This window comes from Streptomyces sp. NBC_00846 (genome assembly GCF_045207325.1).
Classification (GTDB): Bacteria; Actinomycetota; Actinomycetes; order Streptomycetales; family Streptomycetaceae; genus Streptomyces.
On sequence record NZ_CP108846.1, the window covers coordinates 5,909,852 to 5,922,634 of the forward strand.

The 12,783-nt window shown below is 67.3% G+C and carries 7 protein-coding genes and 1 pseudogene; all 8 read left to right on the forward strand.

Translation table 11 applies throughout. The features are described 5' to 3' along the window. The first annotated feature begins 4 nt into the window (after positions 1 to 4). A complete protein-coding gene (locus OG936_RS27190) occupies positions 5 to 2,053 on the forward strand; it encodes an APC family permease (protein WP_406498126.1) in 2,049 nt (682 codons plus the stop codon). Positions 2,054 to 2,195: 142 nt separating this feature from the next. Beyond that, a complete protein-coding gene (locus OG936_RS27195) occupies positions 2,196 to 3,524 on the forward strand; it encodes a class I SAM-dependent RNA methyltransferase (protein ID WP_406498128.1) in 1,329 nt (442 codons plus the stop codon). A 464-nt stretch (positions 3,525 to 3,988) separates the two neighbouring features. Next, positions 3,989 to 4,489 carry a hypothetical protein gene (locus OG936_RS27200; RefSeq protein ID WP_406498130.1) on the forward strand — a complete coding sequence of 167 codons (501 nt, stop codon included), beginning with the start codon at positions 3,989 to 3,991 and terminating at the stop codon, positions 4,487 to 4,489. A 1,018-nt stretch (positions 4,490 to 5,507) separates the two neighbouring features. Further along, positions 5,508 to 7,424, forward strand: a complete 1,917-nt coding sequence (locus OG936_RS27205) for an ATP-dependent nuclease (RefSeq protein ID WP_406498132.1) — start codon at positions 5,508 to 5,510, stop codon at positions 7,422 to 7,424. Continuing rightward, on the forward strand, positions 7,421 to 9,325 hold the full coding sequence (locus OG936_RS27210; protein WP_406498133.1) for a UvrD-helicase domain-containing protein: 1,905 nt from the start codon (positions 7,421 to 7,423) through the stop codon (positions 9,323 to 9,325). Before OG936_RS27205 ends, OG936_RS27210 begins: the two co-directional genes overlap by 4 nt. A 764-nt stretch (positions 9,326 to 10,089) precedes the next feature. After that, the gene (locus OG936_RS27215; protein WP_406498135.1) at positions 10,090 to 10,710 is read left to right on the forward strand and encodes a hypothetical protein; all 621 of its coding nucleotides are present in this window, start codon (positions 10,090 to 10,092) and stop codon (positions 10,708 to 10,710) included. A 69-nt stretch (positions 10,711 to 10,779) separates the two neighbouring features. Next, positions 10,780 to 11,928 (forward strand): helix-turn-helix domain-containing protein, encoded by a 1,149-nt coding sequence (locus OG936_RS27220; RefSeq protein ID WP_406498136.1) that lies wholly within the window; start codon positions 10,780 to 10,782, stop codon positions 11,926 to 11,928. 406 nt (positions 11,929 to 12,334) lie between these two features. Then, positions 12,335 to 12,721: pseudogene (locus OG936_RS27225) on the forward strand (transporter); the annotation flags it as partial. Positions 12,722 to 12,783 lie beyond the last annotated feature (62 nt).

A 12,783-nucleotide genomic window follows, 5' to 3' on the forward strand; every position in this document is an offset into this window, starting at 1 on the left:
CTGCGTGTCCAAACTGACCGACCTGCCCAAACGGATCCTGATCGGACGGGCGCTGCGCAGCGACAAGCTGGGAGAGACGCTCCTCCCCAAGCGCATCGCACTTCCCGTCTTCGCATCCGACCCGCTGTCATCGGTGGCGTACGCCCCCGGAGAAGTTCTCCTGGTGCTCTCCGTCGCGGGCGTGTCGGCCTACCACTTCAGTCCCTGGATCGCGCTCGCCGTCGTGGTGCTGATGTTCACGGTCGTCGCCTCGTACCGGCAGAACGTGCACGCGTATCCGAGCGGTGGTGGTGACTACGAGGTCGCCACCACCAACCTCGGGCCCAAGGCCGGTCTCACCGTGGCCAGTGCGCTGCTGGTCGACTACGTGCTGACCGTCGCCGTGTCGATCGCCTCCGGGGTGGAGAACCTCGGGTCCGCGATCCCGTTCGTCGTCGAACACAAGACGGCGTGCGCGATCGCGGCCATCGTGCTGCTGACGCTGATGAATCTGCGTGGCGTCAAGGAATCCGGCAAGCTCTTCGCCATTCCCACGTACCTCTTCGTGGCCGGCGTCTTCATCATGATCATCTGGGGCGCGTTCCGGGGGCTGGTCCTCGGTGACACCATGCACGCCCCGACCTCGGGTTACGAGATCAAGGCCGAGCACCAGGGACTGGGCGGTTTCGCACTGGTCTTCCTGCTGCTGCGGGCCTTCTCCTCCGGCTGTGCGGCCCTCACCGGCGTCGAGGCGATCAGCAACGGCGTGCCCGCCTTCCGTAAGCCGAAGAGCAAGAACGCCGCGACCACCCTCGCGATGATGGGCCTGCTGGCCGTCACCATGTTCTGCGGCATCATCGGCCTGGCCATGGCCACCAACGTGAAGATGGCGGAGAACCCGGCCAAGGACCTGCTCAACAACGGTGTCCCGGTCGGCTCAAGTTTTGTCCAGGACCCGGTGATCTCCCAGGTCGCGGCCGCCGTCTTCGGCGAACGCACCTTCTTCTTCGTTGTCCTCGCCGGGGCCACCGCACTCGTTCTCTTCCTGGCCGCCAACACCGCGTACAACGGCTTCCCGCTGCTCGGCTCGATCCTCGCCCAGGACCGCTACCTGCCGCGCCAGCTCCACACCCGCGGTGACCGGCTCGCTTTCTCCAACGGCATCGTGCTGCTGGCGGGAGCCGCGATCCTGCTCGTCTGGATCTACGGAGCGGACTCGACCCGGCTCATCCAGCTCTACATCGTCGGTGTCTTCGTCTCCTTCACCCTCAGCCAGATCGGCATGGTCAGGCACTGGAACCGCCACCTGGCGACGGAGAAGGACCCGGCCAAGCGCCGCCACATGATGCGCTCGCGCGCCATCAACACCTTCGGCGCCTTCTTCACCGGCCTGGTGCTCGTCGTCGTGCTCGCCACCAAGTTCACCCACGGTGCCTGGGTCGCACTGCTCGGCATGGTGATCTTCTACGGGACGATGACCGCGATCCGCCGGCACTACGACCGGGTCTCCGAGGAGATCGCGGCGGAGGAGACCCCGCTCGACGAGACGATGCGGCCCTCCAGGGTCCACTCGATCGTCCTGGTCTCCAAGCTCCACCGGCCCACGCTGCGCGCCCTCGCCTACGCCAAACTGATCCGCTCCGACCGCCTGGAGGCGCTCTCCATCAGCGTCGACGCGGCCGAGACCAAGGCGCTCAAGGAGGACTGGGAGCGGCGCGGCATCGACATCCCGCTGAAGATCCTCGACTCCCCGTACCGCGAGGTGACCCGTCCCGTCATCGACTATGTGAAGGGCCTGCGCCGGGAAAGCCCGCGCGACGTCGTGAGCGTGTACATCCCGGAGTACGTGGTCGGCCACTGGTACGAGCATCTCCTCCACAACCAGAGCGCCCTGCGCCTGAAGGGGCGGCTGCTGTTCACCCCGGGCGTGATGGTGACCTCCGTCCCGTACCAGTTGGAGTCCTCCGAGGCGGCGAAGAAGCGCGCCAGGAAGCGCGCCGAGTGGAGCGCACCGGGCTCGGTGCGCCGAGGCCCCGTGGAACGCAGGCCCAAGGAACCCGCGAACAAGGGCTGACCGCGCCCGTCGCGGCCGGTGCCGGCCCGCCATACGGGCTGACCGGGCCCGCCCGCTCGTGGTAAACGGCCGGACGACACCCACGTAGACTCGTGGGTTGTTGTCCGGCCGTTTTTCCCTTGATCTCTGGAGCCACCCCCTCATGCAGAACGAACCCACGTCGTCGCTGGTCGGGGAGGAGTACGAGGTCGAGGTCGGGCCGGTCGCACACGGCGGCCACTGCATCGCCCGCACCTCGGAGGGCCGGGTCCTCTTCGTACGGCACACGCTCCCCGGCGAGAAGATCGTCGCCAAGGTCACGGAGGGCGAGAGCGACTCCCGCTTCCTGCGGGCCGACGCGGTACGGATCATCGAGGCGTCCAAGGACCGTGTCGAGGCGCCCTGCCCGTACGCGGGTCCCGGCAAGTGCGGCGGCTGCGACTGGCAGCACGCCAAGCCCGGCGCCCAGCGCAGGCTCAAGGGCGAAGTGATCGCCGAACAGCTCCAGCGCCTCGCGGGCCTCACCCCCGAGGAGGCGGGCTGGGACGGCACCGTCATGCCGGCCGAGGGCGACAAGCTCCCCGCGGGCGAGGTCCCGGCCTGGCGCACGCGGGTCCAGTACGCCATCGACGAGGACGGCCGCGTCGGCCTGCGCAAGCACCGCTCGCACGACGTGGAGCCCATCGAGCGCTGCCTGATCGCGGCCCCCGGCGTCACCGAGCTCGGCATCGAGAAGCGGGAATGGCCCGGCATGGCCTCGGTGGAAGCCATCGCCGCCACCGGCTCCCACGACCGCCAGGTCATCCTGACGCCGAAGCCCGGCGGCCGGCTGCCCCTCGTCGAACTCGACAAGCCCGTCTCGGTGATGCGCGTCGACGAGCGTGACGGCGGCGTCCACCGGGTGCACGGCCGCGCATTCGTCCGCGAGCGCGCCGACGACCGCACCTACCGCGTCGGCTCGGGCGGCTTCTGGCAGGTCCACCCGCAGGCCGCCAACACCCTCGTCCGCGCCGTCATGCAGGGCCTCCTGCCCCGCAAGGGTGACACCGCGCTCGACCTCTACTGCGGCGTCGGCCTGTTCGCGGGCGCTCTCGGCCAGCGCATCGGCGAGAAGGGCGCGATCCTGGGCATCGAGTCCGGCAAGCGCGCCGTCGAGGACGCCCGCCACAACCTGAAGGACCTGGAGCGGGTCCGCATCGAGCACGGCAAGGTCGACCAGGTCCTGCCGCGCACCGGCATCACCGAGACCGACCTGATCGTCCTCGACCCCCCGCGCGCAGGCGCCGGCAAGCAGACGGTCAAGCATCTGACCGGCCTCGGCGCCCGCCGTATCGCCTACGTCGCCTGCGACCCGGCAGCCCTCGCCCGCGACCTGGCGTACTTCCGCGACGGCGGGTACAGGGTGCGGACGCTGCGGGCGTTCGATCTGTTTCCGATGACGCACCATGTGGAGTGTGTCGCGATCCTTGAGCCTGTCGCAAAGGGCGTCTGACCTGCGGTTTTGCGCCTGCGCATTATGTGCGGTGTGGGCGTTACGGGCGATATCTTGACGCTGAAATGACGCTCGTGACGCTCATTTGACGCTCGTTCTGATGGGGCGTCAGCCGCACTGTCGAGGTGGTAAATGTCGAGGGCGCGTCAAGGCCAGGTGGCGCTGGAGCGCAGCGCCACTGATCAGATGTCGCGGAAGAGACCAGGGAACGCGGTGACCTGCCGCGATGAGTGACTTGTGGTCGATGACCTGCGCGAATGACCTTTCGGCTGTTTCACGCTCGTGCCGCTTGATGGGGCCGAAAGTCCCAGAAAAGTCCCAGGGGACTCCCACTGCTGACGGGTGTCTTTCCGCTCTGTACGGGCGTATGGGCCGTCGAACGGCCTCGTTTCCAGCGAAGGTGGTGGAGCCTGGATGTCGAGTGACTGGCGCTCGGCCGATGCCTTGCGGGATGGTGGGGTCTGATGATCGACGACGACTCTGCGGTCGCTGGTGGCGGTGAGCCAGCAACGTCCGCCAGCCCTCGGACGCCCTACAGCGAGAGGCCCGTCGCGCGGGACCGGCGGGCGAAGGCTCATAAGCTGATCGAACGGCTCGTCGCCGAGGTCCGCGTTCGGATCACCGGCCCTGATGACGACGAGGTCGCGGAGTGGCGGCGCGTCGTCAACTATGCGAAACGGCACGGCCTGGAACCAGCGGGCAAGCGCATTGAAAAGGTTCCGTACGGTGGGCCGGGGCTGGAGCTGTTCCTTGCGGATGGCCCGCATCCCAACGCGCGGAGTCAACGGCCGAAGGAAGGCGGAGATCCAGTTCCCGTTCCCTCACGGCTGGGGAACCTCCGTCCGATTGTGACCGCGCTCAAAGACGACGAGAGCCGACTCGTCATGCCGTCTGCTCTGCGCCGTAGGTCGCTCCTGAAGTTCCCCCACGATCATGGACAGCGAATGTTTACGCTGCGTGGGTGAGATCTTGGGCCGCGTCGCGTCGGCGAGCCCACTCCTCCAGCGGTTCGTCATCCTGCATCCGGGCATCGTGGCTGAGGGACGGGCTGGCCCGCCACCCTGTCCCTCGTACGTGTGGTGGCGCCCTTCCGGGCGCTCGGGGCTGCTGAGCTCGGTGGGCCCTGCGAGTTGGCGGGGTGGGCCGTGCGCAGGCCCGCGTGGTCGGCTCCGCTGACGCGCTTGGACAAGGTGCTCGGCGCCAGCGCATTCAGACCACCTCTGGATGCCCTGGAGCTGCCATGTCTGCTGTCCACGCTCGTAAGGGCCCCGTACGCCGCCGCCAGGCGACCACCGGAGAGTCGCACACCGAAGCCGCTAAGGCCCTACGCCGCCCGTACAACCGTCCCGTCTGGGACCCGTGGGTGGCTTCCCGCTGCGAGGAGGACGACCCGATCCCCGGGCACGATCCGTGGATCTCGGGCCCCTGCCCGGAGGGGTGCCCGGCACGGGAGCGTCCGGACTACATCGCCTACCTGGAGACCCTGCCTCCAGCGGAGCGACTGCCACGTCCGGCGCCTGCGCGGAAGCCGTACGTCTGCCCTGGCCAGTCGTCGTGCACCGACAACATGTCCCTGCAACTACGTCCAGGTCGCGTTGTGTTCCAGGTGCGAGTGGGCGTAAGCCGTGTGGCCCGAGGGTGATGCAGAGTGTCCGGGATGTCACCCGCTACCGGGCTGACAGCGATACGGGAGCGGCCACGATCGGCGGTCGACGCCGTGGCACCCACACGGCCTCGCGGCTGACGCAGAGATCGCGAACAGCAGCCCCTGAGACCCCGTCTGTTTGTGACGCACCGCTCCGCGCCGTGCGGTCTACAACCTGCGCCTAGTGCTCCGTTGCCGTCGCCGGGGGAGTTGCCCTCGCGGTGTTGGCGCCCACCGGTCTGCCGGATTCTCCCCGGGCGGGGACCACGAAGAGCGTAGGATTCCGGAATTATCGATCAAGGGCCGTGCCGCCCGGGGGCTCCTTCCAGGAGAAGAGGGTGTCGCGGCCTCTGTCGGCGGGGGACTGTGTGTACTTGGCGCATCTGCGGGTCGAGAACTTCCGGGTCTTCGGACCCGCAGCGCAGGGCGAGGGCGAGCGGAATGATGCGCTGAGCCTGTCGTTCACGGCCGGGACGAATGTGCTCGTGGGGGAGAACGACAGCGGGAAGACGGCGATCGTCGACGCGATCCGGCTGTGCCTGCAGTCCGCGGCATCGGATTACTACCGGGTCTCCCAGGACGACTTCCACCTCGGGAAGGACGGGAGGGCGGAGACCTTCACCATCGGGTGCGCCTTCACCGACCTGTCGACCGAGGAGCAGGCTGTCTTCCTGGAACTGCTCACCCACGACCGCGACGGCACCGCCTGGTTGTGGGTCACGTTCAAGGCTCAGCGGATGGATCCGCTGCGCAACCGGGTCTCGGTCACCACCCGGACCGGGCCGGACGGCAACGGCCCCGCCCTGGACGGCGCTGCTCGCGAACTCCTGCGCGCCACCTATCTGCGCCCCCTTCGCGATGCGGAGGCGGAACTGCGCTCGGGCCGCGGGTCACGGCTGTCTCAGATCCTCGCCGGCTATCCGGCGATGAAGGACCAGGACGTCGACGACTTCGACCCGACCGGTGATGAACCCCCGTCGACCCTGCGGGGTATCCTGCGGCGGGCTGAGTGCGATATCCGCGACAACAAGGCTGTCGCGGAGGTGAGTGAGGACATCAACTCGGCCTACCTGCAGCGGTTCGCGATCGGTGACGACGTCTTGCGCGCCAAGATCAGCGTTGCCACAGACGCGACGCTGGTCCGCGCGCTGGAGCGGCTGGAACTGAACCTCTTCACAGCATCCGACGAGTGGACGCGACGCGGACTCGGTTACAACAACGCCCTGTTCATGGCTGCGGAGCTGCTCCTGCTGGGTAAGAACGAACTGGCTCCTCTGCTGCTGATCGAGGAGCCCGAGGCGCATCTCCACCCCCAGCTGCAGACTCGGATCATGGACCTGCTGCGGGACAAGGCGCAGGGGTCGCAGGATGGTGACAGGTCACCTGTGCAGGTCATCCTCACCACCCACAGCCCCAACCTCGCCTCGTCGACGCCGGTCGAGTGTCTGACCCTCGTCGCGCGGGGACGTACGTTTCCGCTGCGGCGCGGTATGACGCGCCTGACCGAGGGGGACTACGCGTTTTTGACCCGGTTCCTGGACGTCACTAAGGCGAACATGTTCTTCGCCCGGGGGCTGGCGATGGTCGAGGGAGACGCCGAGGCGATCTTCCTGCCCGCGCTCGCTGATGCCCTGGGCATGCCCTTCAGCGAACACGGGATTAGCGTGGTCAACGTCGGCCACGTCGGCCTGTTCCGCTACGGCCGGGTCTTCCAGCGCGACGGTGAGCAGATCCCGGTCCGCGTGGCCTGTATCCGCGACCGCGATCTCGTGCCCGCCGGCACTCCCGAGGTCATGAGGGGCAAGCTCGTGCGCTGGACCGATATGACGGAGGAGGAGATCTCCGCGTACGTCACGAGCCTCACCGCCGGCGACGACGGGCCGGTGAAGACGTTCGTGTCTGACTGGTGGACGCTGGAGTACGACCTCGCGGTCACGTCCTGGACCATGGCCAGGCTGATGTACCGCGCGGTCAAGTTGGCATCCGTCGCAGCACGGTCCTGGCCGGACGCCGACAAGACGGAGAAGGCCATCGCACGGGCCGACCGGGTTGTCGACACGTGGATAGGGCAGGGCCTTTCCCTGGAAGAGGCCGCCCTGAAGATCTACCGGCCGCTCAAGCTGGATAACGTCAGCAAGCCGATCACCGCACAGTTTGCCGCCCAGTTGCTCGCCTCGACGCCGCTGGTTCGCAGCGACGTCCCGCCTTACCTGCTCGATGCTTTCTCGTACCTGTGCGGCGAGGTGGCCCCGTGACCCGCACCTACCTGTCCGATGCCTTCGCCAGGGACAAGGTGGAGGCCATGGTGAAGCTTCTGGGGTTGGACCCGCTCGATGCCGAGCAGTGGGACTTCCTGCAGAGCGAGAGCACGCAGGACCTTCAGGCCGCCCCGGGGTCGGGCAAGACGACCTTGATCGGGCTCAAGCTCGCGCTGATGGCAGACGCGTGGACCTCCCCGACGCGAGGGGTGTGCGTGCTGTCGCACACCAACACGGCCAAGAACGAGATCGCCGACCGGGTGGGCCTTCTCGCCGCAGGACGCAGCCTGCTGCGCTATCCGCACTTCATCGGCACCATCCAGTCCTTCGTGCACACCTTTCTCGGGCTGCCGGCCGTGCGGGCCAGGAAAGTGGAGGTCCGGTCCGTCGACGACGCGGCCTTCGAGACCGCAGCGCTCCGGCTCCTGCAGCGCCCCGAATACTCCACCCTGCGCAGCTATGTGGGGCGCCAGCACGAGGGCACCTCCATCGTCACCGGGGCGACGTTCAACTACCGGGACGGCGAACTCGCGGTCACCGGACCGGCCAGGGATCTGCCCTTCGGCGGCCAGTCTCCCAGCGGAAAGCAACTGGCCGACCTCAAACGGACTCTCGCGCGCCGAGGCATCTTCCGCTTCCAGGACATGTACGCCATCGCCGAGGAGTATCTCGCCCGGCACCCGGGTATCCCCGCGGCGGTCACCACGCGCTTCCCGTTCGTTCTCGTCGACGAAACGCAGGACACCAGCGCCTCCCAGCACGAACTGTTGGCCCTCGTGTTCGCTTCCTCATCCACCGTCGTGCAGCGGGTGGGCGATACCAACCAGGGCATCTACAGCGACGCGGCCTCCGTAGGCGGGCCCGCCTCCCTGTTCCCGCTGCCGGGGGCCCCGGAGCTGCCGGTCAGCCGCCGCTTCGGGCCGCAGATCGCGGCCGTGGCAAGCTGCCTGGCTGTCCGGCGGCCCCAGCAGGTCCGCGGAGCCGGCCCCGACGGCCAGGTGGCGGTTCTTCTGTTCGACGAGACCACGGTGTCCGACGTCGTACCGACCTTCGAGCGCATGGCTGCTGTGACCGTCCCCGAGGACGTCCTGGTGCGGCGTCCACCGCGTGTACTGGGTGCGCGACAGAGCCCGAAAACCTCACCGGTCTACCCGCAGTCGATCTCCTGCTACCTGCCCGAATACACCCCGACCAGCCGCCCGACGGCTTACCGCACCCTGATCGGTGCGGCCCGCGCTGCAAGCGCCCGGTGGAAATCAGGCCCGGACAGCCACGAAGCGGCCACGGAGTTGTGGAACGCCGTGCGCGCGTCCGTCTCGTCACCGACCGGCGACGGGCTCCCGGCCCTCGGCCGCCTGGAGAGGTCAATGGCGACGGCCGGAGGGAGGGTTCGGATCCTGCTGCGTGAACTCCTCGTCAACGCGAACGAGTTCGACGCAGCGAGCTGGGGAGAGGCCACCGAGCAGCTGGCCGTCCAGCTGAAGCTCCTCGACGGCTGCCAACTGCGCCAGTCTGAAATGGAATTCACCACGGCTGCTGCGGCAGGCGCGGCTCTCGGGTCGGCTCCCGCGGCCATCGCCGCAGTACCGGCGGCGCGGGCCGTACCCGGGACCATCCAGAGCGCGAAGGGCGAGACCCACGCGGCAACACTGATCCTGGAGTGCCTGGAGAAGACAGGCAGGAAGTTCGACGTGACCGAGGCGCTGCGCATGATCGCCGAAAGGAGCGACCCGCTGCGGGAGCTGAAGAGCGTCCAGGCCGCCGTGCAGCTCGTCTTCGTCGGCGCGACACGCCCCACTCACCTGCTGGTGCTCGCCGCCCATCGCGACCGCAGCAAAAAGTACGCGGACGCGATGACCGGCGCTGGCTGGGACATCCGGGACCTCACCGAGCACTGACCGCATCTGCCCCGCCGTCCCTCCCGGTGTGCGGAGATCGTCTCTGCCGTTCCACGCCCAGTTCGGGGCGTGAGGGAGCGCTTCGTGAACGGCTGCGAATGTCCGCCGGGAGGCAGCCGGGTTGGGGGCTGGACGAGCGGCCTGCGACTGATCACGGGGGGACCTGCGTACGGACGGCTGCCTCCGAGGAAGAGCGCGTCATCTACGACGAGGACGGCAAACGGCTCGCTGCCGGACGAGACCCAAGAGAAGGCGATGAGCTGGGGCCCGAGTTCGGAGAGTTCGCGGGTGGCTGCCTGTTCATCTCTCACATCAACAACGTCTCAGGTGGGAAGGGAAATAACCTCGTCCAATGGGGCGGAGGGACCCGGCACGCGATCTCCGAGGAAGGCGTGCGCGAGTCAGCTGAACGGCAGAAGGAGCGGTTCAGAACCCATCGGGTGTCCGACGTCAGGTAGTCGCCGGAGGCGTGATCGGGTCTTCCTCGTCCGACGACGACACCTCTATCTCGGGCGCATGGGCACCGCTGCCCTCCGCCGTGGCGGGGAGGGCACAGGTTCGCGGAAGGCAGGTCGCGGCTGGTCACTTCGCTCGCAACCAGTGACGCAGTCCGTAACGACGAAGCTGCAGAATCTTATAAAGATGGGCCCTTGTTTGAGGTAGGGTCTCCATCAGTCAACTGCCGTGTATCGGAGGTCCTCTTGCCGTTCTCCCTATCGATGTCCCCCTTGGAGCCCGACGACGTTCGGGCTCAACTTGGCGGAATGGGGACAAGGCTGGAGTACCTGCACGAAGTTCTGCGCGCGGGCGAGGCGGCGCGGCGAACAGCAGTCCCCAACGACCCGATGGGGACCGGGGGGCGGAGGGCCTACGAGGCCCATGTGCGCACGATTCGGGAGCTGCATATCGAGCGCGAGGGTTGGGCGCGGCTCGTGCACGGGCGCTTGGAGCTGGTCTGCAACGCCGATCGGTCGATGGCGATGGGCGTCATGGTCGGTGACGCCGCCACCGGCCAGGCAAGCCTGTTCCCGAAGAATGGGCGCCGCCGGGGGACCGCCACCGGACAGGTCACTCAAGCCAACGAGGGCGAGGGGGCGGCACACGTCCAGACCGCTCTGTTCATGGCGGGCGGAGGGCCCAGCGGCGTGGCGCTCAGCGAGGAGGAAGCAGCCGCGCTGAAGACGTGGTTTCTTCTGTCGTACCGCACGAAGGCTGGGGACGCGGTAAGCGTCGACTGCGAGCTGTCGCGGCCTAAGAGGTTCGTGGACGGATTCGTGGTCGAATGGGGAAGTCGGATTCTGCTTCCCGCGCTGACGATGGACGGAATCGAACCTTTGAACGATGATGGACCTGGGGAGATCGACATCCCTGTCGATTTCCGCTGAGTCCGATGGTGGGGGCGGCGGAGTCCGCCGCCCCCACCAGGCACCACCGATAGCTGAGGCAGCCCCCACATGGTGACCCCGTCCCGCATCGCACTGGCACGCAAGCGCAGAGGGATGACCCTCGCCCAGTTGTCGGACCGGTCTGGCATCTCGCTGCAAAGCCTGTCGAACTACGAAACGGGGCGAACCGTTCCGCGCTCCACCACCCTGAACAAGCTGGCTTCCGCCCTGGACTTCCCCGCAGCCTTCTTCCAAGGGCCGCCACTGGAGGAACTCCCCGCCGACGGAATCTCGTGGCGGGCACGCAGCAAGACCTCACCACGAGTGCTGGATGCCGCCCGAGCCGCAGGAACGCTCGGTGCGACGCTTTACGCCTGGATCGCTGAGAGCTTCCGCCTTCCAGCGGTGGACGTGCCATCCCTGGGCAGGCCGGATCCGGAAACGGCCGCCGCAATGGTCCGCACCCGCTGGGAACTTGGGGAAGCGCCGGCACCCAATATGGTGCACCTCCTGGAAGCCCATGGAGTGCGCGTGTTCTCCCTGGACCCCGATCACGCCGAGGTCGACGCGTTCGCCGTCTGGCGTGAAGGCGTGCCCTTCGTATTCCTCAACACCCTGAAATCGGCCGAACGAGGCCGCTTCGACGCCGCTCACGAACTCGGGCACCTCGTGATGCATGGGAGCGAGCACGCCTGCTCGGGTCCCGAAGCCGAACGCCAGGCGAACGCCTTCGCATCCGCGTTCCTCATGCCCAGGGCAAGCGTCCTGGGCCACATGCCGTCGGGTGCCCACGTCGACCAGATCATCCGCGGCAAGCAGATCTGGAAGGTCTCCGCCATGGCCCTGACGTACCGCCTGCACGATTTGAGCCTGCTCACGGACTGGCAGTACAGGTCGACTTGCGCGGAACTGAGCCGGTTGGGATATCGCTCCGCCGAACCCGAGAGCATGGGAGAGCGGGAGACATCGCAAGTGCTGACCAAGGTATTCGCGGCGCTGCGCACAAAGGGTGTGAAGCCTTCCGCCGTAGCCGCGGAACTGGGGCTGACAAGCGAGGAGATGAACAGGCTTCTGTTCGGCCTCACGCTCACAACCGTCGCCGGCGGTGGACAGCAAACCGCACCCACTCCCAGGCGACACCTGTCCGCAGTCAGCTCTCCTCCTTCTGTAGCCGCTCGTCCGCCGTCAAATCCCGCACGCGCGTTCGCTAGGCCCTGAGTTCGCCGCTTGGGGATAGGTCAGTTCTCTGTTCAGGTTCGGGCTTGGAAGCATCGACGCCCCATCCTGTCCGGTGCTGATTGCGTTCCCTGTGCCTCTTGCTCTACCTCCGTAGTCCAGCGAGGGGCGTCTGCTGCGTTCCGGTCAAATCTCTCGGCCGCCTGGAGTCGTAACTCCTCGCGGAAACGCTGCCGTTCGGCGGTCAGGCCGCCTCCTTGTGATACCCGCCGCTTCGGTGATACCGCACGGGCAACGAGCCGTCAGCCCCTACGGCTCCACGAGTTCAACCTCAGTATCAACGAAGGAGTAAGCGCTTAGAAGGCGCCTGCTCTATCCACTGAGCTACGGGGGCTGACCTGCGAAAACGCAGTCTTCCGGGCGCTCGTCCCAGGATCCTGTGGGACGTATGTGGGATCTGGTGATCCCTGGGAACCGTGGGATGCTGGCGCCTCGCGGTGGCCCGGACGTAGCTTCTCACGCCATCTTCACAGCCTCGGAGCCTCTCGCGGAAACAATCCCTCCCCTCCTCGGCGTTATCGATCTTCGAGCCGAGGAGGGGAAGGTGTCGGGCCTGAAGTTGTTCCGTACGAACACGACGAACAGCGGCGTGACCGAGGTCACGTCGCGTCTTGCTGAGGTCGAGGCAGATGTGCAGGGCCTCGTCGAAGCGCATATGGAGACGCTGCTGGGGGTCCGGTTTCTGGCGAGCGAGTACGGCACGGGGCCGGTGCACGCGGGCAGGATCGATTCGCTGGGGCTGGACGAGAACGGATCGCCGGTCATCGTCGAGTTTACCGACCGCAGGTAGTCCTGCCCGTGATGTCCGTCTGTGACTGTGACCAGGTCGTCCCGGGC

Bases quoted from the DNA above. Each gene is read 5' to 3' on its own strand.
- OG936_RS27195 (WP_406498128.1), top strand. From the start codon at position 2,196: ATGCAGAACGAACCCACGTCGTCGCTGGTCGGGGAGGAGTACGAGGTC.
- OG936_RS27200 (WP_406498130.1), top strand. From the start codon at position 3,989: ATGATCGACGACGACTCTGCGGTCGCTGGTGGCGGTGAGCCAGCAACG.
- OG936_RS27215 (WP_406498135.1), top strand. From the start codon at position 10,090: ATGGGGACAAGGCTGGAGTACCTGCACGAAGTTCTGCGCGCGGGCGAG.
- OG936_RS27220 (WP_406498136.1), top strand. From the start codon at position 10,780: ATGGTGACCCCGTCCCGCATCGCACTGGCACGCAAGCGCAGAGGGATG.